We start from the raw sequence: 23,457 nt of genomic DNA on the forward strand, positions 1-23,457 counted from the left end.
CCAAAAGAGAGCAAAGGCGGCTGAGCTTTCTTCACGCGCCGGCACGCCGTAAGACGCCACGTCGCACCCCGCGGCGCCCCCCCAAGGTGCGTTCGCGCATTCCCCGTGTCATCCTGATCTGCCTCGCTATCGCCCTGGCTGGAGGCGCGTCTCTCCCGAACCTTGATTCCGGCCGGCTGGCCGCGATGGCGCGACGTTGGGTCGATCTGGTACCTGATGGGCTCGACTTTGCCGATGGGCGTCCACTGGCCTCGCTGGCCGGTCTGGACGCTCTCCCGGTCTGGCTGGCGGTTGTCGCTCTGGGATCGCTGGCGGCGGCCGCCTACAGAACAAGACGGAAGCGGAGGGGGGGCTCGCCGATCATATTGGCGAGTGCAAGTACTCAATCCCTGGTGGGCGACACCCAGCCGGTGCCTGGTTCGGAACTGGCCTGTGCGTTGCGCTCCTGCAAGGTAGCGTTCGCGGGCGTCGCGGCTTTCAGTGGCGTCAGCAACATTCTCATGCTGACCGGCGCCGTGTTCATGTTGCAGGTCTATGATCGCGTGCTGCCGAGCCGCAGCGTTCCGACTCTGATAGCGATGGCGATATTGGCGGCGGTTCTGTTTGTCGGGCAGGCAGTCATCGACCTCGTGCGCAGCCGCGTCATGGTTCGGATCGGCACGGAACTGGATGAAGCGGTCGGCGGGCGCGTATTCACCGCCGTCTCCAGGTTGCCTTTGCACATCGGCCTGCAAGGCGACGGGCTTCAGCCGCAGCGCGATCTCGACAACATCCGCGCATTCCTGTCGAGCCCCGGGCCCAGCACGCTCTTCGACTTTCCATGGCTGCCCTTCTACATGGCGATCATCTGGAGCCTTCATCCGATCCTCGGCATCACCGCTATTTGCGGCGCGATCGTATTGATGACGCTGACCGCCGCGACCGAGGTCTTTACCCGCAAACCCCTGGGTGCCGCGGTTCTGACCGGTGTGCGGCGCAACGGCTTCGCCGAGGCCAGTCGCCGCAACGCGGAGGTGCTTGCGGCGATGGGCATGGGCCAGCGACTGCACGACCTTTGGCGTGAAGCAAGCCGCGAACATCTTACGCAACAACAGCGTGTCAGCGATATCGTCGGCGGCTTCGGCAGCTTAGCCCGCGCCCTGCGGTTGATGCTCCAGTCGACAATGCTGGGTGTGGGGGCCTGGCTGGTGATCCAGGGGGAGGCGACGTCCGGGGTCATCATTGCCGGCTCCATCCTCGCCGGCCGTGCGCTGGCGCCTATCGATCTCGCCATCGCCCATTGGCGCAACTTCGTTGCCGCGCGCCAGAGCTGGAACAGGCTGAGCAAGTTGCTCGCCCGATTGCCGCCAGGCGCTCAGCCGATGGCCCTTCCTGTGCCCAGTTCGAATTTGACCGTGGAGCGTATCGCGATCGGCGCGCCGGGCACGCAACGCATCATCGTGCAAGATGTCGAATTCAGCCTCGACGCCGGCTCGGTACTGGGCATCATAGGACCAAGCGGCTCCGGCAAATCGAGCCTCGTTCGTGGGCTGGTCGGCGCGTGGCGACCGCTGGCGGGTCGCATCAAGCTGGATGGCGCCGCGCTCGACCAGTGGTCGTCGGAGCGCCTTGGCCGCTACATAGGCTACCTTCCGCAGGACGTCGAACTATTCGCTGGAACGGTTGCCGCCAATATCGCCCGCTTCGATCCTGGATCGGACCCGGAGGCTATTGTCGCCGCCGCCCGAGCGGCGGGTGTGCATCAATTGATCACCGATCTTCCCGACGGCTACCAGACGCATATCGGAGAAGGCGGAACCGCGCTTTCAGCCGGGCAGCGCCAGCGCATTGCCCTGGCGCGCGCGCTCTATCGCGATCCGTTCCTGGTCGTCCTCGATGAGCCCAACTCCAATCTCGACGTCGATGGCGAAATGGCGCTTGCCGAATCCATTCTCGGAATCAAGGCGCGCGGCGGCATCGTAGCGATCGTGGCGCATCGGCCGAACATCCTCGCCGCGGTGGATTTCTTGCTGGTGATGAAAGAGGGACAGATGCAGATGTTCGGCATGCGGGAGAGCGTGCTCCCGAAACTCTTTCCGGCGCCACAGGTCAAGGCCGAAAGTCTGCGGCCCTTCTCGGCCTCGCCCCGACTTTCGAATTGACGGCGTCCAGGACACAGGAAACGGCAATGACGGCGGTCGCCCTGAACCGGTTGCTTGCCAACCGGCGATCCATTCGCCGCAATCTGCTTGGCGGAATGACCGTCGTGGTGCTGCTCGTCGGCGGAATGGGAGTCTGGGCCGGGACGGTCGACATTTCAGGAGCAGTGATCACGCATGGCACGGTGGTGGTCGAGACCAGCGAAAAGAAGGTGCAGCATCCGACCGGCGGCGTCATCGGCAAGATCTTCGTGCGCGACGGCGACCGCGTCCGGGCCGGAGACATTTTGGTCCAGCTGAGCGACACCATTCCGCGCGCCAATCTGGCCTATGTGACGAATAACCTGGACGAGCTGCTTGCGCGAAAGTCCCGCCTCGAGGCCGAGCGCGACGGCAGCGAGCGGATCGTGCTTGATCCGACGCTTGCCGTGCGAATGAATGACCCCGAGATTGCGGCCACGGTGGCCAGCGAACAACGGTTGTTCGAGCTTCGTCGGGTCGAGCTGTCTGGCAACAAGGCGCGCTTGGGCGAGCGCATAGAGCAGCTCCGCAAACAGATCGAAGGCTATTCATCTCAGGAATCGGCAAAGGCCAGGGAGATCGAGCTGATCAACGACGAACTTGCCGACATCCGCAGCCTGGTTGAAATGAAGCTCGTCCTCAAATCGAAGTTGACCGAATATGAACGCGAGGCGACTCGCATCGAGGGTGAGCGGGCGCAGCTTGTGGCGAACATGGCCCAGGCTAGGGGAGCCATCGCCGAAGTCGAGTTGCAGATACTGCAATTGGACAAGGAGTTCGCCAGCCAGACCGGAGGCGAGTTGCGCGAGGTCGAGGCCAAGATCGACGAGTTCGAGGAGCGGAAGGTCACGGCGCAGGACCAGCTGTCACGCATCGACATCCGCGCTCCCGCCAGCGGCACGGTGCATCAATCGACCGTCCACACCGTGGGCGGCGTGATCAGTGCGGGGGAGCCTATCATGCTGATAGTGCCCGACACCGACGCTCTCACCGTCGAGGTGAAGGCCGCTCCGCAAGACATCGACCAGTTGTTGATCGGCCAAAGCGCGCGCCTTCGCTTCACCGCCTTCAACGTGCGCACGACGCCCGAAACGGAGGGCGTTGTATCCATGATCGCGGCTGATGTGACGCGCGACCCACGTACCAATGAAGCCTACTATTTGGTGCGCATCAAACCCGAACCGAACGATCTGAAGAAACTCGGGCCGGTATCGCTCATTCCCGGCATGCCGGTGGAGGCATTCATAAGAACCGGAGATCGCAAGGTGATCTCCTATCTGATGAAGCCTTTGACGGACCAGATGATGCGAGCGTTCCGGGATCAGTAGCTGAATTCCGCGCGGGTTGACGTTTCGGGCCGTCCACCCGCATCGAACAGGGATTTGTCGCCATGACGACTGAGCTGAAACCTCCGATTTTCCTGATAGGCAACTATCGGTCGGGCACCACCATCGCGCAGAAATTGATTGGGCTGCATCCCGACATCGTCACCTGGTATGAACCACGGACGTTGTGGCTCTATGCCGATCCGGCCCGGCGCCATGACGAGTTTGGCAAAACCGACGCGACCGCAAAGGTCGTCCGTTACATTCGTGGCCGGTTCCTGGAATACCAGTCGCGGCACGGTGGCCGACAGATCATGGAGAACACCCCGTCAAATGTGCTGCGCGTGCCGTTCGTTCACGAGGTTTTTCCGGAAGCCATTTTTCTATACATCACGCGAAATCCATTCTCTTGCATAAGTTCCATGGAGCTTAAATGGCAGAGAACAAAGACCCTCAAAGGTCTTCGGAGAACTTTGGCGGTCACTCCGGTGACGCAACTTCACTACTACGCCAAAGATCTCATAAGGCAGATGATTTCCAAGAAGGTGCTGAAGAGGAAATACACACCGATCTACGGGCCGCGCTACAAGGGGATAGACCGGGACCTGAAGGAGAACGACAAGCTGACGGTGATCGCGCGCCAATGGGCGCGCGGCAATCGAAAGGCGCGGGAAGATCTCGCCAGGTTGGGAACCGGCCGCGTGCTCTCGTTTCGCTATGAGGATCTGATGGAGGATCCCGAGCCGGTGTTACGACGCATCTATGAACATTGCGGCCTGCGCTGCACCGACGATATCGTTCGCACGGCCAAGGAGATGATCGATCCCGGCCGTCAGCAGAAGTGGCTCCGCCTCGACCGGAAGGAACTGACGGCGATCATACCGGAGATCCGGGATGAGATGGAGTTCTATCGCTACGAGATCCCGCAGTCCCTTCTCGTTGAGCATGGCCCGCGGCCAACGCGGGCTCCGTTGGCGTTTCGGCATGGCCACCCGGGTATTCCGTCGTCTGGCTAAGCGGCCTGCCGGAAAGGGCTTTGCCCGCCGCCTTGGTCGGTCGAGTAACCAAGCAAGTGGAGATTGGCGTGGGCGACATTCGGCGCGGACTGGCAAAACGCAGTATTGTGGGTATGTTCTGGACGGGCCTGTCCATGGGCGCCCTGGCAGTTGCGGAGCTTGTCGCCCTCCTCCTCCTGGCCCGGCTGCTCTCGCCCAACGAGTTCGGCCTCTACTCCGCCGCGCTAATCGTCATCAAATTTTCGGCCATCTTCCAGGGGCTAGGCATTACGCCTGCAATCGTCCAGCGACCGGTGCTGGAGGAGCGGCATCTTCGGGTCGGGTACACCTTGTCGCTCATCCTCGGCCTGGCCGTGTCCGCGCTTGTCTGGGCGATGGCGCCCGCCATAGCCGGCCTCCTTCGTCTCCCCGATCTCACTGCGATCGTGCGCGCGATCTGCTTCATCTTCCTTTTCCAGGGTGCTTCCATGGTGGCGCTGGCCTCGGCCCAGCGCGCGCTGCGGTTCCGCTGGCTCGCGCTCGTCGACGCAATCGCGTTTGCGGTCGGCTACGCGATTGTCGGCCCGGTGCTGGCTTGGTTCGGCTTCGGCGTATGGGCTCTTGTCGCCGCGCTCTTGGTCCAGCAATTGTTCCGCACCATCGTGCTGCTCGCCGGCCAGCCACACCCGATGAGGCCGCTGCTGGAACGCAGCGCCATCGTCGAGCTGCTCTATTTTGGCGGCGGCTTCACAATTGCCCGGGTCTTCAACTACCTCGCCACTCAGGTGGACAGGCTTGTCGTGGGCCGATACCTGGGGGCCGATGCGCTCGGCGTCTATGGGCTGTCGTCGCAACTTATGACGACGCCAGCGGTCATCGTCGGCCAAGTTCTCGATCGCGTGCTGTTCCCCACCATGGCGCTGGTCCAGGAAGAGCCCGTGAGGCTTGCCCGCGCCTATCGCGGAGCAGTCGCCGGTTGCGCCTTGCTCGTTCTGCCGGCCAGCGCGGTCGTGGCGATCGTAGCGCCCGAACTGGTTCGGGTTGTTCTTGGAAAGGGATGGGAGTCAGTCGTCGTTCCGCTCCAGGTGCTGGCATTCAGCATGCTGTTCCGGACGAGCTACAAGCTTAGCGACTCCGTCTCGCGGGCAACCGGAACGGTGTACGCCCGAGCATGGCGCCAGGCAGTTTTCACCATCGGTGTCTTTGTCGGTGCAATCACAGGCCAATTCTGGGGCGTGGAAGGGGTAGCGTTCGGTGTCGGCCTGGCATTCGGTGTCAATTTCTTCCTCATGGCACAACTGAGCCTGCGCGTGACGGCGATGACGTGGTGGGAATTCGCCATGGCGCACGTGCCCGGCCTTGCGCTCGCGGCCGCCCTCGGCATGGGCACCTGGACGTTGGTGGAATGGCTGCGCGAACTGCGGCTGCCGCCTCTTACCCTGCTCGTCGATACAGCGTTGCTGGCGTCCGCCGGGAGCTTGCTGTTGTGCTGGATTCTGCCGTCTCTGTTCCTTGGGCGCGAGGGGATATCACTGCTGCGCTTGCTCGCCGCGGTGGTGCCAGCCTGGCCCGGACTGAAGAAGGCGCAGGCTGATCAATGACATAACTCGACGCGCCCGGTCGTGGATTTCCGGCCACGGCCTCACGCGCCACCCAACCATCGCCATGCTCGATTCGAGGTCGCCACTGACGCCCCTGTCGGGTTGTCTGCGGCGATGGCGACCTGCTCCCGTCTCCGGCGCGATCCCGATGCGATAGACCGGAGCCGGCCAGAGCATCCACCTCCGAGGCTATCAAGGCCCAGGTCCGGAAAATAGCGGCAAAGGATCTCTGAAATGTCCAAATCAGCTCGAAATACGGACATCGATAGCGCGAGCGGACCACTTATGACCGAGCTCGGCGCGACGTCCCTCAAAAGCTTTCACCCGCTCGACGATAGCCCGATTCCGTTCGCAACCGACGATCCGAACGTTGTGAGGTCCCGGCATGGCGACAGCCTCACCGCTGGCCCTGGCAATGACGGCGCGGATCAAGCCTCGATCAAGATCGACAGCCTCATCTCCGCGCAGGGGATCACTCCAAACCAAGAGGGCGATGGCGGGCTCAAACTCACTGGCCTCGCCGAGGCGGCATCCAGACTTGATGGTCATCTCGACGGCACCTTCCTCAACAGCGTGGCGGCGAGAGTTTCCGGCTTCTGGCCGGATCCTCCAACGACCAATGCGGACGGGAGTGCCACACACACCGATGCCGTTGCCAGCACCAGCGCGACACCAACGGCGACCTCGCTCACCATCAGCAGCGCGCTTGGCGCCGATCCTATCTTTGAAACGAGGGTGGCGGCGGCCGGCGACGATGTCGAGGAGAAGGGGTCCGGTTCGATCTCAAGCAACATCAACGACCTGGAACTGGGCTATGACGGCACCACGCGCCAGACCGTCGGCATCCGCTTCACCGGCGTGGACATCCCCAAGGGCGCCATCATCACCAGCGCCTACATCCAATTCCAGGCCAACGAGGTCAAGACCGGCGCGACGTCGCTGCTGATCCAGGGTGACAATACCGACGACGCCAACCCCTTCACCGCTGCCAGCTTCAATGTATCCTCGCTTCCCAGGACGACGGCATCCACGGCCTGGACGCCGGACCCATGGACAGCGGTTGGCGATCACGGCCTTGCCGAGCGCACGCCGGACCTCACGGCGATCGTTCAGGAGATCGTAAACCGCTCAGGCTGGTCGGCTCTCAACCACATGGCCTTCATCATCACCGGGACCGGCACGCGCACGGCCGACTCCTACGAATATAACCCAGCCAGCGCGCCGCTGCTGCATGTCGAGTATCTTCTGCCGGCCGGCTCTCCGGTGGCGTTCAACACCCCGCCCGACGCCGACACCGCCGCCAACCAGATCGCAGAGCTCGCCGCAGTGGGCACGGCCATCGGCATCACCGCCTCGGCCACGGATCCCGACGCCGGCTCGACCGTTACCTACAGCCTTAACGATGCGCGCTTCGCCATCAATTCCAGCACCGGCGTCATCATGCGCTCAGCCACGGGTACGCTCGACTTCGAGACACAGTCGTCGATAAACCTGACGGTGACGGCGACCTCCTCCGACGGCAGCACCGCCAACCAGACCTACACCCTCGCCGTCCTCGACAGCCCGGAGCCCGTCGCCTTCAACACCCCGCCGGATACCGACCCCACCGTCAACCAGATCGCCGAGCTTGCCGCTTCGGGCACGGCGATCGGCATCACGGCTTCGGCCACCGATCCCGACGCCGGCTCGACCGTCACCTACAGCATCAACGACACGCGCTTCGCCATCGATTCCAGCACCGGCGTCATCACCCGCTCGGGCACCGGCACCCTCGACTTCGAGACCCAGTCTTCGATCAACCTGACGGTGACGGCAACCTCCTCCGACGGCAGCACCGCCAACCAGACCTATACCCTCGCCGTCCTGGACAGCCCGGAGCCGGTCGCGTTCAACACCCCGCCGGACGCCGACACCGCTACCAACCAGATCGCCCAGAACGCCGCCGCGGGCGCGGCGATCGGAATCACGGCGTCGGCCAGAGATCCCGACACCGGTTCGACGGTCACCTACACCATCGATGACCCGCGCTTCGCCATCAATTCCACCACCGGCGTCATAACGCGCTCCGCCACGGGTACGCTCAATGCGACGAACGAGCCGTCGGTCACCCTCACCGTCACAGCAACCTCCTCCGACGGCAGCATCGATACCCACGCCTTCGACGTCGCCGTCACGGCCAGCCAGTTGCCGGTGGCTTTCAACGCGCCGCCGGATGCAGACCCCACCACCAACCAGATCGCCGAGTTCGCCGCGGTGGGCACGGCGATCGGCATCACCGCCTCGGCCACCGATCCCGACGCCGGCTCGACCGTCACCTACAGTCTCAACGACACGCGCTTCGCCATCGATTCCAGCACCGGCGTCATCACGCGCTCGGCCACCGGCACGCTCGACTTCGAGACCCAGCCGTCGATCGACCTGACGGTGACGGCAACCTCCTCCGACGGCAGCACCGCCAATCAGAGCTTCGCTCTCTCCGTCATCGACAGCCCGGAGCCCATCGCCTTCAACACGCCGCCCGACGCCGATCCCAACACCAACCAGATCGCGGAGCTCGCCGCCGCGGGCACGGCGATCGGCATCACGGCTTCGGCCACCGATCCCGACGCCGGCTCGACCGTCACCTACAGTCTCAACGACACGCGCTTCGCCATCGATTCCAGCACCGGCGTCATAACCCGCTCGGGCACCGGCACTCTGGACTTCGAAACCCAGTCGTCGATCAACCTGACGGTGACGGCAACCTCGTCCGACGGAAGCACCGCCAATCAGAGCTTCGCTCTCTCCGTCCTCGACAGCCCGGAGCCCGTCGCCTTCAACACGCCGGCGGATACGGACAACGCCGCCAACCAGATCGCCCAAAGCGCTGCCGCAGGCACGGCGGTCGGGATCACCGCCTCGGCTAGGGATCCCGATGCCGGATCGACGGTGACCTACAGCATCAACGACTCGCGCTTCGCCATCAATTCCAGCACCGGCGTCATCACGCGTTCAGGCACCGGCACGCTCAATGCGACGACCGAGCCGACGATCAACCTCACCGTTACCGCAACCTCGTCCGACGGCAGCACCGATACCCACGCTTACAGCGTCGCCGTTTCCGGGACGAGCAGCACGCCAGTGATCTTCGAGACAAGGGTGGCGACCGCCGGCGACGATGTCGAGCAAAAGAACTCCGGCGCGATGTCGACCAACGTCACAGACCTGGAGCTGGGTTATGACGGCAGCACCGCCCAGACTGATGGCCTTCGTTTCGCAGGAATCAACATTCCCAAGGGCGCCGTCATCACCAATGCCTATATCCAGTTCCAGGCCAATGAGGTGAAGACCGGCGCGACGTCGCTGCTGATCCAGGGCGACAATGTCGACGACGCGAGCGCCTTCACCAACGTCAAATTCAACGTGTCCTCGCTTCCCCGGACGACGGCATCCGTCGCCTGGACGCCTGCTCCATGGACAACGGTGGGCGAGCATGGCCTTGCGGAGCGCACACCAGACCTCACGGCAATCGTTCAGGAAATCGTGAACCGTTCCGGCTGGGCGGCACTCAACCACATGGCTTTTTTGATCACCGGCACGGGCACGCGTACGGCGGATTCCTATGAGTACAATCCGGCCAGCGCTCCCCTGCTCCACATTGAATATACTCTGCCCGGTCCGGCCGGCGGTCCGGTCGCCTTCAACACCCCACCCGACGCCGACACCGCCACCAACCAGATCGCCGAGCTCGCCGCCGCCGGTACGGCCATCGGCATCACGGCTTCGGCCACGGATCCCGACGTGGGCTCGACCGTTGCCTACAGCCTCGACGATGCACGCTTCGCCATCAATTCCAGCACCGGCGTCATCACGCGCTCGGGCACCGGCACGCTCGACTTCGAAACCCAATCGTCGATCAACCTGACGGTGACGGCAACCTCGTCGGACGGCAGCACCGCCAACCAGACCTTTACCCTCGCCGTCCTGGACAGCCCGGAACCGGTCGCATTCAACACGCCGCCCGACGCCGACACGACCGCGAACCAGATCACCCAGAACGCCGTCGCCGGCACGGCCGTCGGGATTACGGCCTCTGCCAAGGATCCCGATGCCGGGTCGACGGTGACCTACAGCATCAACGACCCGCGGTTTGCCATCAATCCCAGCACGGGCGTCATCACGCGCTCGGGCACCGGCACGCTTAATGCCACGACCGAGCCGACAATCAACCTCCACGTCACCGCAACTTCGTCCGATGGGAGCACCGCCGCGCAAGACTACGCGCTCGGTGTGACCACTGGGCCGGTCTTCCAAGCAAGGATCGGGTCCAGCGCGGACGACGTTGAACAGGGTCCCACGGGCGGGATGGACCTCATCAGCACCCATCTCGACATGGTCGTTTCGGGCACCAAGGTCGAGACGGTTGGAATGCGCTTCACCAGCGTCGACATTCCCTACGACGCCGTCATCACCAATGCCTACATCCAGTTCCAGGCCCAGAATACCGGTACGGGCGCCATGTCGCTCCTGATCCGCGGCGAAAGCGACGAAGCCACCCCCTTCGAGAGTGAGATAAACGACGTCACCTCGCGCCCGATGACCAATGCGTCGGTGACGTGGACGCCACCCGACTGGACCGTGATCAATGAAGCCGGCCTCGCCGAACGCACCCCCAACCTTTCGGCGATCGTGCAGGAGATCATCAACCAGCCGGGTTATTTGCAGCTCAACGACATGGCATTCGTCGTCAGTGGCAGCAGCGGCACGCGCAGCGCCTATTCCTTCGACGGCAGCGCCGCCGGCGCCCCGCTGCTGCATATCGAGTACTACGTGCCGACGACCGGCCCGGTTAGCTTCAAGCATCCGCAGGATGCCGACTCCGCCGCCAACCAGATCGTCCAAAACGCAGCCGCAGGCACTCTGGTCCACATCACGGCGTCGGCCAAGGATCCCGATGTAGCCGACAAGGTTACCTACAGCATCAACGACTCTCGCTTCGCCATCGATGCCAACACGGGCGTCATCACGCGCTCAGGCACGGGAACCCTCAACGCGGCAACCGAGCCGTCCATTAACCTCCACGTCACCGCAACCTCCTCCGACGGGAGCACCGCGGGACAGGACTATAGCCTCAGCGTCGTGCCGGTGACGGCGCCGCAGGTGCTATACCGATACGCGGTCTTTGGTGACTACGGCGATACCGATCTCTCCGGCGAGAAGGCGGTGTCGGCGATGGTGCATGCCTGGAACGTCGATTTCATCCTCACCGTGGGCGACAATGTCTACGCGCCGCAGGCAATGGACGCCGCAGTCGGCCAGCAATACCACGACTATATCGGCAACTATCAGGGCGCGTATGGAAGCGGCAGCAGCATCAACCGCTTCTTCCCGACACTAGGCAATCACGAATACAACGAAAACAACGTTACCAACTACCTGAACTATTTCACGCTGCCCGACAACGAGCGCTATTACGACTTCCAGATCGGGCCGGTGCATTTCTTCGCCCTCAACAGCAACAAGCAGGAGCCGGATGGCCGTAGCTCCACCTCGGTTCAGGGCCATTGGCTGCAAAACCTTCTCGCGACTTCCGACGCGAGCTTCAACGTCGCCTACTTCCATCACACGCCATACAATCCAGCTGGCTTCACCGCCACCATGCAATGGCCCTTCGAGCAATGGGGTGTAAATGCGGTCTTTGCCGGCCACGAGCACAACTACTACCGGGAGAACCGCGACGACAATGGCGACGGCGTCTTTCTTCCTTACACGACCACCGGCCTCGGCGGCGCCGGCAAAACCGTCCCCGACGTCGGCGCCAACCTGGTGACGGTGACGGACCAGGGCATGCTGATCGAGTTCTACAAGGTGAGCAGCTTCAACGGGACAACCGCAACCCCCGTGCTGACGGATTCCTACTTTGTGCCGACGCCCGCCGGCCGCACGCCCACCATCGTCAATGGCGGTTACGTCCTGAACGGCACGACCGGTGCGGACTATCTGTGGGGTCTAGGCGGCAACGACACGCTGATCGGGGGGCGCGGAAACGACACGCTGGTCGCCGGCAACCAGCACAATCTGTTCGTGTTCGCCCACGGCGACGGTCAGGACACGGTCATGAATTTCCTGCCCGGCGCCGGCACCGGCGACGTCCTCGACCTCAGAGCCTTCGGCATCTACAACGCCAGCCAGTTCCTGCAGGTGGCAACGAACCAAGGCTCGAATGTCGTGGCGACCCTGGGCGGTGGGGATCAGATTACGCTGACCGGTGTTCACGTGGAGCAATTCCACAACGACAATTTCGTGAGCAGTCTGCTGCTGGCTTAGAGCAATTCCAGGAAAAGCGCGTAGCGGTTTTCCGTCAGGAACATGCAGCGGCGACCAGCTGGCGCTTCCCGGGAAGGTCTGCCGCATGCGGCAGATAGCAAGCGTGAGCCTGTACGCGGCAAAGGAAAAGCCCGGATCGCGCGTGGCACTCTGGTGTGCCACGCGCGGTCCGGGCTGTACAAACCGGTCTAGTACTCTACGCTCTCGAAACGCTTATTTTCCGTGACCGTGACCAGGCGGATCGAAGAACTTACCCACCTGGCCGGGAGGACCGAGGTGAATTTTGTTCTTGTCCCCCCAGCCGTGGCCCGGGCGTGATCCTCCCGATTTGGCAATCGCCTTGGAGTTCAAGCTTGTGCCGAGCAAAAGTGTTATGGCCGGCGGAGTCACCGCCGCAAAACGCCCCGCCTTCTTGAGAAAGTCTCGGCGGGCCTGAGATTCAGAGATCAAGGTCTCCGACGTCTGCCGTGAGCGTTTTGTGCTTTCAGTCGACATGTCAAACCCCCCATAAATTTCCCAAATCCAGAGATTTTACTTTATATTTTCTGACACGGAGTACTAGTTCTCCAAAAGGCTTAGATTTTCGTGCGACCGCCCAGGAATTTGCGAGCGATGCGACGCGCGACGTCGGAGGGTCCGCGTCGGGCCAAACCATCGGCGCGTGAAAACCGCCATATGCCCCACGCCAGATTGCCGGCCAGACGCATCGGGGCGCCAATAATGGGGTGTCTCGCGGTGAAGACGCGCCTCCAGTGCTGGAAACGGACCAGGGGCCGCTGCGCGCAATTCGCTGGGATCCGGGTCCCGAAGAAATGCCGCAGAGTCAGGAGTTGAGTGTCGAACGCATTACGGGCACCCTGGTCCGACACGGATGCCTGCAGCGCCGTCCAATCCACATCGTCGCTTTGCGCCAATTGCGCCAGATCGTGAAGATGCCTGAGATCAATCCTTCCGCGCCAGTAATCCCCTTCCTTGACGAGGTCGTGCTCCATCCAGTGCAAGGCTCGTGACTGCGCAGGCGGAATGTTCGCCAAAAGACCGTCTTGCTGGACGAGCTTGGGCGGCTCAAAGCCGTTCGCCCGGCTCGGCCGAACCTCCAGCATTCCGGCGTCCTGCTGGCGGGCCATGCCTCGAGCGCCCGCCACCTCGACATAACCCAGCTCTTCAAGGCAGGCGCGAGCGGGCCCCTCCTCGGCCGGTTCCACGGCCAGATCGAGGTCACTGGTCATCCTGCTGGGAACCCGGCCAGCCGGGGAAAGGAACAAGGGAACGGCCCCCTTTAGGAGGAGCGGAACGATGCCGCGGCGGTTGAGGGCCCCAACAGCTTCGCCCAGTTGAGCTTGCAAGCGCAGGTTCCGTTCCCGGTTGCAGTCGTGAACGAACCGAAGATACTCGCGCACGTCCCGCGGCAGTCGGTCGGTCTGGCCGGCGAGCAAAAGCGACGAGAACAAGTCGGGTGTGAGCAGAGTGTGATTGGCCAGGGCAATCACTGCCTGCCAGTCGGCCCTGTCGGTCGGGCAGCCGCGAAGTCCGGCGATCAACGCCTCGAGGGCATTGCTCCTGCGCATCATTGGCACGCGCTCGCGATCAGCTCCACCGCATCATCCAGCCTCGAATAGGTCAGGCGATAGGTCTCCGCCGATTCGATGACTTGGGTCAGCACGTCAAACGCGGCGCTGCTCAATTCTCGGCCAGGTGAAAATGCGCCGTTGAGCAAGCCGCGCAACGCGCCGGCCGGCTCGACCGGCTCCAGGCCAGCCTTCAAGTCGCGACCTCGACGGAGCAAGACCACACAGGCGATTGGCACCGGGAAAGGTGGCAAGGGCACGAACTCGCTGGGCATGGCAAACCGAACCCGCCTACGGTCCGGGCGACGACTGACCGGAACGGCATCGAGATCGGGGCAGTATTCGGCCAGGAGCGGCCATGCCCCTGCCTTGACCGCAGGGGCAAACGGAAGCCCCACGCCACGCCCACTGGAGTCCAGCAGCGTCACATCGTCAGATGCGAAGCCGAACCCCGCATGGACCAACGCCATGGTCAGCGTTGTCTTGCCCGCGCCCGGATTGCCGCAAAGAAGAACGATGCGTTCATTTCTAAGAACCGCGGCCGCGTGGACAGCAAGTTCATAGGCGCCGTAGTCGAGAACCTCGGTCAGCAACTGCCCTTTCAGCATGACTGGAAGTTCGTCGGGGGAGCAGGACAGAACCCACTCGTCATCCCGGAACAGATGGATCCGTTCCCGGTGCTGAACCACCCGCAGCAGAATGTCTGCAGTCTCCCTTCGGACCTCGATATGCCGAAAGATGCGGATAGCGGGAAAGGCGCAGGTCGCCGGATACAGGATGCGTATGAAAAGGCCGGCAATGGCGATCACCTGGCTCACTTGGGCCGATGATGGAGACGCCGCCGCGCGGGGCCGTACGAGATTCAGCCGTTGCCAATCCCGAAGCGCGGTCTCGACATGCTGGTTTGCCTCGCGGCTATCGACGCCGCCGCGTGCAATCTCGACCGAGATGGCCTGCGGTGGCATGCCTTCTTCCAGCGAGCGCCAGATATCGGCTGCAGTATCGTTGACGGCAAAGATAGCCTGCTGGGATGGGCTGAACAGGAGGTTCTGCCCCCTGACGCGCGCCAAGCGAGCCTGGACCACGAATGTGGCCGGGCCGCAATCGATCGCGTTTCGCGCGGTCATCGCCTCGCTCTGCTTCATCGAATAGTCGCCCTCCACCAATACGCCGCGGCGGTCCGAGCTATCGTTGCAGAGCCGGCGCCTTCGATGGGCGCAGCGGACTGCTCTTTCTCATTCCCAGCCGACGCTGCACCTGCGCGCTTGGCAGCCGCGTTCTGGGTTCGGCTTGACGGGGGTCGGGCAGCCCGGACCAGGTACTCCTTGATCGCCGATGCCGGGTCGGGCGGCCGTGCCACTTCGACAAACACCTGAGGATCATGCGCCAGCCGCAAGCGCAACCAGAACCCTGTCGCGAGGGAAGTCAGTATCGACGCGAGCACCAGCGCGGTGAACATGCGTTCATCGATGATGCCGGCCGCGTAGGCCACGCTCGCCAGCACGATGCCAGGCCCGCCGCGCGTGTTCATGGCGACGCCATAGTCGAAAGCCCTGGCCCAGTCCGAACCTGCTATCCTGGCGGCAATAGTGCAGCTCACCAACTTGATGGCCGTGCTGGCGATGATGAAGAAGAGGATGAGCGAACCGTCGAACTGATGCGCCAGATCGAGCCGCAGCCCCACCAGCGCGAAATAGATCGGCACGAAGAACCATATCGAGATGTCGGCGATATGCTGTTTCACCGGAGCGAGATGCCTCGAGGGAAAACGCGTCATTACGAGACCCGCGAGAAGCGCGGCGAAGACAATGTTCACGTTCAAAAGGCTCGCGGCCGCGACGAAGACAAGGCACAATAGCATCGTGTAGCCGGTCAAAGATGCCTCGCTAAACTTGCCGAAGACCCTTTGACGAGTCTCTCGCGCGACGGCCGGCGCGACAAAGAGCGAGACGAGCACGAAGGCGAGGTTGACGGCGATCACCCGCCCGATGCTTCCCGCGTCGGCAGCGTCGCCATGCTGCGCCGCCGTGGCGATGGCAAGCATGCACCAAAGAATGAGATCCTGGATGGTCGCTGCGCCGATAATGTTGCGGGCGAACGCGCTGTTCATCAGGCCGAGATCGAGAAAGAGGCGCGAGATGACCGGGATCGATGTGACGCCCGCGGCGATACCCATCACCAGCTTGAACGCAAAGGCATCGCCCTTCTGTGCGTCCGCGAACAGCGGCGCGCCAAGATAGCCAAATGCGAACGGAACCACGAGCGCGCCGATCACCAGCGCCGGTATGATGCGGCCCGATCCCGCTATGGCTTCCGTCTGCATCTTGAAGCCGGCGGTGAACATCAGCAAGACGAGGCCCAGCCAGTAAAAGGCCGAGAGCAAGGCACCTTGGGCGGCAAACCCGGTAAACAGCCATTTGTGCGCTTCGGGCGAAACGAGCCCCAGCACGGACGGCCCGAGCGCAATTCCGCCCGCGATCTCGCCAATCACGCGCGGCAGCCTCAGCCGCTCGAACAAATGTCCACCGCCCAGCGCGCCGACGAGCAGCACGACGAAGGATAGAAAGAAACGCGCGAGTTCAGAATCGGTCATGGCTCCACCTTGATTGACGCGCTCGGAAGGTGAACCCGCGATTTCGTCGAGGAGTCACGCATGCTCCCCGCTCAATTCCGAATATAAGAGGCAACAATCCGCGCCGCGAGTTCATCCACGGAATGCGCCTCGGTATCGAGAACAAGGTCCGGATCGGCCGGTGGCCGATATTCGCTGTTGTAACCGATGAGGGTATCGATCTCGCCGCTCATCGCCTTACGATACAGCCCCTTCGGATCCCTCTGCGCACAGGTCTGGACGGAGCAGGCGACATAGCCGATCGTCAGGTTCGTGACATTCTCGCGGACATACTGGCGTGCATCCTGCCCGGCGGTGAGCGCAGCGACCACCACGTGCAGGCCGGCGTCGGCCGCCTTGTTGGCCAGATGCACCAGGACCGAGACCACCCGCAAACGGCTGTCCGCGCCAAAGCCGAGATCGGCGCCAAAGAATCCGCGAACCTCATCGCCATCGAAGATAATGGCCGGAACGCCATGCCGTCGCAAATCGGCAACGACGCGCATCGCCAGCGTCGTCTTGCCGGCCGAGGTCGGCCCCAGCAGCCACAATACTGTTCCCGGCTGCGGATGCCCCCAATCCTGCCGGGACATCAACCCGAAATGTTTCGTTCCATTGACCATCTTTCATCCCCGGCTCGCGCCCTATTCTTGGAACAGCGCGTGCTGCACCATCATCTCGGCGCGCACGACGTCCTGCACCTCGGATCGCATCATCCAGTTCGGCAGCGCCTCTCCCGCCCTCAAGGCGCGCCTGATCTCCGAACCGCTGATGGGCGTAGCGGCCTTGCAGGCGCTCAGATCGACATAGCTTTCGGACTGGGTGTCGTAGCCGATGGCATCGAAGAAGATCGGTTCGATGCCCACGTCGCCGAGCTCATCGAACAGCTCCCTGCTCGCGTTGGCACCGTAGAAACCGCCGACGCCCGAGTGGTCGCGCCCGATGATGAAATGGCTGCAGCCCATGTTCTTGCGGCACAGCGCCGTGAAAACGGCTTCGCGAGGGCCCGCAAATCGCGGGTAGGTGATGAAGCTTGCGAGCACCACCTTGCCCGGCGGGTAAATGCCGTAGTCGAGCATGGCCTGGTAGCCGTCGAGGATGAGATGCGGCATGAAATCTCCGCGCTTGGCAAGTCCCACGACGGGGTTGATCAGCAGGCCGTCGGCGTAGGTGCGCTCCAGAGCAGCCATCTGGATCAACTCATGGACGCGGTGGACCATGTTGCGGCTGTGGAAGGCCACGACCCGGCTCCAGCCCTTATGCGCGAAGACCATGCGCAGCTGGGCCGGAGTCAGGTCGTAGCGCCGGTACGGCAAAGGCAGCGGCTGGATGAGCGTGATGCCGCCGGCCAGGAAGTGGCCGCCGCGCGCAAGCACGCGGGCGACACCTGGATGTTCGCGCGAATCCGTGCCGAACCATTTGCGCGCAAGCAGTTCCGGCTCGAACTCAAAGGCTTCGGAAACGTCGAGTACCGAGTGCGGCAGTCCGCTTTTGCTGGAAAGCAGCACGCGATCGCTCTTCAAAAATCGGCCCGCGATCTCCTTGGGAACAGCCAGGACGACCGGCATGGTCCATGCCAGGCCGGAGGGAAGCCGATTGTATTCAAGCACGCTTTCCAGGCACGCCCTGTCCATGAAACCATCCAGCGGCGAGAAGGTGCCGCGGGCGATCTGTTCGATGTCGGTCAAGTCGTCATCGCCGACCGTGACCACCGGCAGGCCCTCTGTCTCCAGCTCTTCCGCCGGTCCCAGTGTGCGGCTGACCAGGCGCCCGCCGTGCGGCTCGATGTCGCCCAGCAGCGATGAAGGACGCACGCGGGCGGTGTGCGCTGCGCTGCTCCAATTGCGCTTGAATTGCTCGGCAACCTTGACGACCATCCTGGCGCAGTTCACCGGATACTGGCCGATGGCTGTTTCGGCCGCCAGGACGAGACCGTCGGCGCCGTCCGCCAAGGTATTGTAGACGTCGTTGACTTCGGCCCGGGTTGGCGTTGGCGCGCTCGTCATCGATTCCAGCAGGTTGGTTGCGACATAGACCTTGGCGCCATGCGCCTTGGCGGTGCGGATGATCATCTTCTGGATTGCCGGAATCTGCTCGATCGGAACTTCGCGAGACAGGTCGCCGCGATCGATCAGGATCGCGTCCGACTTGTCGGCAATGGGCGCGAGATGGCGCAGGCCGCTCAGGCACTCGATCTTCGAGATAATGACCGCGCCGGCGCCGGCCTTTGCCCGGATGCCGTCGACATCCGAAGCACGATGCGCGAAGGAAAGCGCGAAATGGCGGATACCCATGCGGCGGCCGATCGCGATGGCTGCCAAGTCCTTTTCGGTCAGAGGCGGCATATCGAGCGCGCGCTGCACCGTTACAGCCTTGTTCTGGCCCAGCTCTCCGCCGTTCAGGACCCGTAGGATGACTGCGTCGTTGTTCTTCTCCACGACCTGGGTGAGGACCGCATTGAAGTCGATGCTGATGAAGTCGCCGACCTGAAGCTTGTCGATGATATAGGCGGGGTAGAAACTGATGCTGAACTGGTCGCCCGCCACTGGCCGCGCCCGGGCAGTCAGGAACCGATTCTCGCGCACCGTCACCTTGCCGTCGGCCAGCGGGCCGGTTCGAACCTGCGCGCCTTCGGTATCGAGGCAAATCGGAATACGCGTCCGTTTCTGGATGAAGGTGATGATCCGCTCGAGATCCTCGATCTTCGTGTGCGAGAGATTGACACGCAGCAGCGAGGTGCCGACACGCTCCAGCCAATGGATGACCTTGTCGTTCAGCGACGCCGGACCCAGCGTGCATAGCAACTCGACTTCCCTGGCTTTCATTGCTCCCATCTCCGTTTCGTGTTTGCGCGGTTCGTGCGATGAATGGCTGATCGTCTGATCCGACCGACGATCCTGCTGAAAGGGACGCGACCGCCGGCATCGAGGCGGTTTGCGCGTTGAGGTCGATGGATTGCCATCGTCGCGGCTATGGAAAGGAAGGAGCCGCCGGCCGGCGGCTTCTCACAGCGCTTCGTCGGTAAACCGGGCCACGTCCTGATGCGCGGTGATCCAATGGAGACGCGCCTTATCCCAGTATCGACGCGCGTCGATACCCTTCAGCACCCTGAAACCTGACGGCGGCATCGGGAATTCGAAAGGCATCGGCTCGTCGGGCAACCACAGCAGCATGTTGTCTCGGCATTCGATCGCCAGCCGCCACGTCCGTTCCAGACGATGAAACCCACGCATGTTCGCTGCGGCCAGGGCGAAAACCGACCCCGTGATCCGCAACCTGGGTGACTGGTCAACCGCCTTGACCGGCGTCTGATGGGTAATCTCACCTTTGGCCAGATAGGCGTGCATGTGGATGAGCGATCCATCAATGTGCACGACCTCGTTTGTTCCGTCCCGGTCGTTTTTGGCGGGATCCACGCTGATCCCCGAAAAGCATCCGTCGAACAGGCAATCTTCGACGGTGCCGCTCAGCAGATAATCGTTCTCCACCGCGTCGTCCCGGATCTCGCTGAGCCAGCTCCCTTTCAGATGAAAGCCGCCGGCCCCCTCGGTGAAACGAATGCCGTCCCAGCAGCGGCGTGCGCGGACGCCCTCTATCGTCGCATTGGCGGTTTCACCTCTGACAAGAACGGCCGCGCTGTTGCAGTAGGTGTCCCGCCAGTCGGACGTCTGCGGCACCTGGCCGTTGAAGCGCCCGCCGATGAACCGAACGCCAGGGCAGTCGCGTATGACGAGCGGATAGCGATTGACCGGCAGCGTCCCCTCATCGCAGCCCATCATGGCACTCGGTTCGCTGTTCCTGCTGTTGGCAACCAGGAAGGAAGCATTCCGGGCATCGATTGTCGCTCCCTCCGGCAGATCCCGAAATGATTGTTGCTCGTAGCCGTACTCGCCATTCAGCACGATCGGCTGGCCTTTGCCGCTGTCGATCGCCGGGAGTGGCGCCTGGCCACCTTGCGCCTCTTGCCAACCGGGCAACAGCGCGAATACCGAGGAGCCGGCAAGGCTCATGAATGAACGGCGGTCCATTTTCATGCTCATTGTGTTGCCGAATCGCATAGCCGGTGCCTGTCGAGACATGCCAGTAGGACCGCCTCGAGCGCTTGTTCCGCCACGTCTTCGGGCGACGCCAGCCTGTCCACCTCGACCGCCGCCAATACGCAGGAATGGTCTTCTCTTCGCATTTCTCTTTCGAGGTCAGCCACCATCTCGCGGCAAGCCCGATCCGCCGTCGACCAGAGATCACGGTAGCTGTCCAGGGATGTTCTTTGCATCCGCGAGGACCGATCGCCTCTCACCTGGAGTCGATCTCGTGCAACGTCGACGCCGCCGCGCAAATAGAGAAAAATCATGTCGTGGAGACCAATGGAAGACAATATATCAAACCATCTTTCGGACGTTTCCCGGTTTTTGCTTTTCAGAAATACAGACCAGAATCCCTGAAGCAATCCCTGATCCATTATGATGATCGAATTATTTCTTCCTCTCTCATCTTCTATGTATGCCACTAAAGAACAAAGGTTCCAGGTGACTTTAAACGCATCGACAAGCGACACCTGCCCGCTTTGGATCACGAAGCGCGCAATCCGCCTGACCAATGAACGGAACTCGGTCTGTCTGAATCGCGGGATGACGATGCCGATCCTGTGAATCTGCCTGCTGATGAATGTTCGTGTCTGCCCCGCTATCCTCACATCGCCAATCAGCGGGCCGCACCCTTGCAAGCTCTTCGCCATCAGGTTTGAGGCGGTCGTCTTGCCAATGCCGGGGAGACCAAAGAATTCGACAAATCGAATGTCGGTCTGAAGCGCCCGCGCTTCGGACGGCTGGAGGCCTACCACGAGGTCACGAACCGTATGAGAAGTCATGGCATCGGCTGACGGAGATAGCGATCGGAAGACCAAGAGAGCAGAAAAAAGCTCTCGCTCTTCCAGAGCTCCCTAGTGTTGGAATACCGGCAACGCAGCGCCGGCGTAGCGCGTTGTATTGTCGGCACGCTCGGCTTGCGGCTGCCGCTGCATGCCGCGGTAGAACATGAGCATCGCCAAAGGCAGCCAGAAGAAGGGCGCGGTTGACGGACCGAAGGAATCGCTCATCTGATTGGCGACGAGGTAATTCCACACGGAAACCGATGTACCAAGCACCATCACATCCGTCTTTGTCGCCGATTCACTCGCATCGCCGCCGATCAACGTGTGAATGACAGCGCTGATCAGATACCCCGTGACGAGCAAGACGACGATCGTTACCAACGCGAGACCGGGCACTCCGAGCGTCCTGAAATAGTCGATGAACAGGTTGTGGCTGTGGGGGGCTATGTCGCCTATCCACTGCCCCGCCCCCACCCCGAGGAACGGATGGGCCAAGCCCAGATTGATCGAAATCGACCACAGGATTTGCCGTGATATCATGGAATGCGTATCGCTCCCCGAGAGCTGGTCGAAAAGCAGGCTGTAAGCCCGTGGATTGAAATGCTGCAATGTCCGCAAACACGTAAGAAACAATATCGGAGCCAAAAATATCCCTGCAATTATTGATATTGAATTCTTCTTTCTCCTTATAAGATATATACTGTATAGAACAAAGAATACCCCAAGACCAACCACACCAACCACGAAATTGGTCTTTGAACCTGATTTCACCAGACCCAAGAGCACGGCCATGAGGCAGCCTAAGAGAAGAATCCGGTGCCTGCGGGAAACGGTCAATCTCGCGGCGACAAGCGGCAGACCGGCCGAGAGGGCAATTCCCAGTTGGTTCGAATGCTTGAAATACCCTTCGGCCCTGTCGTGGAACTTGGCACCGCCCAGGCCGACCGTCACGAGGCAAGAGGTTACGACGCTCATGATGATCATCGCCGTTATGATCCTTTCAACCGCCTCGGGACCCTTAGGCCTCACGGAGACCGCCGTCACGGCCGGGATAGCGGCGAAACCAAACACCTGCGCGAAAACCGCGCGTCCGGTCCTGATCGGATCCTCGGCGTAGGTCATCGATAGCAGGGAAAATACAATGATTAGGGCAGATGTCGTCAGCACAGCGGTTGCCAAGGCCGCTTCAGTCCGATGAAGGCGTCTTGCTATCTCGCTGTAGGAGGTGACGCTTACCAAAGCACAGAACAAGGCCAGCAAGAAGGAAATCGAGCCGTCAGCTCCGCCAATCCGAGCGGCGCCTGGGAACCAGGTCGACAGGATAAGCAGAAGAATGGATGCTTGTAGCATTGGGATGGTCTTGGATTGTGCCGCCGAGGGCGGCCACTTTGTGCTTCCCGGCGGGGCTGTGAATGGGTTGTCGGATGCCGGGAGACAGGCGCCCGGCGCTAACGCGCGGGGCGATTCAAGGCATGCTGCCGCACGGCGGGTGAATACTCCGCGTGCCTATTCAACAAACAGCGTAAGCTCAGCCGGCGGATAAGAAAATGAGCGGAAGGGTGCCATTGGGACAGGTCGCCCTACGCCTTTTGTGCGAAGGGTTCCGGGCCCCCACGAACCACGCGAACCACAAACGGCAAGTGGTCAAAAAAATGATCAAAGGCCTGCTGTCAGGCGTTGGTACGGTGTTGCGGACGTGGGAGACTTGGGGTGCGGCACACTGATTCTTCCAGACCATAGGAGATCGCCGTGCTTTGGAGCCTTGTCGCAGCCGGCGTGATCGGCATCCTGCTGGGATTTAGCGTTCGCGCCCCCGCGCTTATCGTTGCGACAGCGGTGATCGTCGTGGCCGGGGCCGTCATAGGCAATACGAACGGCTTGTTTGATCGGCATCGCCTACTTTCGATCCTGCTTCTGGTCGTAACGCTGCAATGTGCCTATTTGGTGGGCCTCTTCGTTGGCCTCATCTGGCGCCGAACCGCGACCCGTGAGCGATGACCCTCAAAGTGCGTCATCCGGATC

At 62.2% G+C, this 23,457-nt stretch carries 14 protein-coding genes; 6 read left to right on the forward strand and 8 right to left on the reverse strand.

Features of this window, described 5'->3' with window-relative positions; genetic code table 11:
* The first annotated feature begins 392 nt into the window (after nt 1-392).
* From DPM35_RS04915 to DPM35_RS32770, 5 genes are all read left to right on the forward strand, one after another.
* A complete protein-coding gene (locus tag DPM35_RS04915) occupies nt 393-2,141 on the forward strand; it encodes a type I secretion system permease/ATPase (protein ID WP_181591932.1) in 1,749 nt (582 codons plus the stop codon).
* Nucleotides 2,142-2,167: 26 nt separating this feature from the next.
* Nucleotides 2,168-3,487: an HlyD family type I secretion periplasmic adaptor subunit gene (locus DPM35_RS04920; RefSeq protein WP_112126151.1), complete on the forward strand. Its 1,320-nt coding sequence runs from the start codon at nt 2,168-2,170 to the stop codon at nt 3,485-3,487.
* A 62-nt stretch (nt 3,488-3,549) separates the two neighbouring features.
* Nucleotides 3,550-4,500 (forward strand): sulfotransferase family protein, encoded by a 951-nt coding sequence (locus DPM35_RS04925; protein WP_112126152.1) that lies wholly within the window; start codon nt 3,550-3,552, stop codon nt 4,498-4,500.
* A gap of 68 nt (nt 4,501-4,568) precedes the next feature.
* Complete coding sequence (locus DPM35_RS04930) at nt 4,569-6,080, forward strand: lipopolysaccharide biosynthesis protein (protein ID WP_245431426.1); 1,512 nt, start codon at nt 4,569-4,571, stop codon at nt 6,078-6,080.
* Nucleotides 6,081-6,365: 285 nt separating this feature from the next.
* The gene (locus DPM35_RS32770; RefSeq protein WP_245431427.1) at nt 6,366-12,386 is read left to right on the forward strand and encodes a metallophosphoesterase; all 6,021 of its coding nucleotides are present in this window, start codon (nt 6,366-6,368) and stop codon (nt 12,384-12,386) included.
* Between the two features lie 575 nt (nt 12,387-12,961).
* Here the strand turns inward: DPM35_RS32770 and DPM35_RS04950 are convergent.
* The 8 genes from DPM35_RS04950 to DPM35_RS04985 all read right to left on the reverse strand — a co-directional run bounded on the left by DPM35_RS04950 (nt 12,962) and on the right by DPM35_RS04985 (nt 22,785).
* The gene (locus DPM35_RS04950; protein ID WP_112126155.1) at nt 12,962-13,957 is read right to left on the reverse strand and encodes a nucleotidyltransferase family protein; all 996 of its coding nucleotides are present in this window, start codon (nt 13,955-13,957) and stop codon (nt 12,962-12,964) included.
* Nucleotides 13,954-15,099 carry a PqqD family peptide modification chaperone gene (locus DPM35_RS04955; RefSeq protein ID WP_112126156.1) on the reverse strand — a complete coding sequence of 382 codons (1,146 nt, stop codon included), beginning with the start codon at nt 15,097-15,099 and terminating at the stop codon, nt 13,954-13,956. Before DPM35_RS04955 ends, DPM35_RS04950 begins: the two co-directional genes overlap by 4 nt.
* Nucleotides 15,096-16,547, reverse strand: coding sequence for a cation:proton antiporter (locus DPM35_RS04960; protein ID WP_112126157.1), 1,452 nt, complete (start codon nt 16,545-16,547; stop codon nt 15,096-15,098). Before DPM35_RS04960 ends, DPM35_RS04955 begins: the two co-directional genes overlap by 4 nt.
* 71 nt (nt 16,548-16,618) lie before the next feature.
* Complete coding sequence (locus tag DPM35_RS04965; RefSeq protein ID WP_112126158.1) at nt 16,619-17,188, reverse strand: adenylyl-sulfate kinase; 570 nt, start codon at nt 17,186-17,188, stop codon at nt 16,619-16,621.
* A gap of 21 nt (nt 17,189-17,209) precedes the next feature.
* Nucleotides 17,210-19,390 carry a pyruvate kinase gene (locus DPM35_RS04970; protein WP_112126159.1) on the reverse strand — a complete coding sequence of 727 codons (2,181 nt, stop codon included), beginning with the start codon at nt 19,388-19,390 and terminating at the stop codon, nt 17,210-17,212.
* 180 nt (nt 19,391-19,570) lie between these two features.
* On the reverse strand, nt 19,571-20,605 hold the full coding sequence (locus DPM35_RS04975; RefSeq protein ID WP_245431428.1) for a hypothetical protein: 1,035 nt from the start codon (nt 20,603-20,605) through the stop codon (nt 19,571-19,573).
* On the reverse strand, nt 20,602-21,432 hold the full coding sequence (locus tag DPM35_RS04980; protein WP_112126160.1) for an AAA family ATPase: 831 nt from the start codon (nt 21,430-21,432) through the stop codon (nt 20,602-20,604). Before DPM35_RS04980 ends, DPM35_RS04975 begins: the two co-directional genes overlap by 4 nt.
* 72 nt (nt 21,433-21,504) lie before the next feature.
* Nucleotides 21,505-22,785: an O-antigen ligase family protein gene (locus DPM35_RS04985; RefSeq protein ID WP_112126161.1), complete on the reverse strand. Its 1,281-nt coding sequence runs from the start codon at nt 22,783-22,785 to the stop codon at nt 21,505-21,507.
* Between the two features lie 399 nt (nt 22,786-23,184).
* Between DPM35_RS04985 and DPM35_RS04990 the strand changes: the two genes are divergently transcribed.
* Nucleotides 23,185-23,433: a hypothetical protein gene (locus tag DPM35_RS04990; RefSeq protein WP_112126162.1), complete on the forward strand. Its 249-nt coding sequence runs from the start codon at nt 23,185-23,187 to the stop codon at nt 23,431-23,433.
* Nucleotides 23,434-23,457: the final 24 nt, after the last annotated feature.

The sequence above is a fragment of the Mesorhizobium atlanticum genome (assembly GCF_003289965.1).
In the GTDB taxonomy this organism is placed as follows: domain Bacteria; phylum Pseudomonadota; class Alphaproteobacteria; order Rhizobiales; family Rhizobiaceae; genus Mesorhizobium; species Mesorhizobium atlanticum.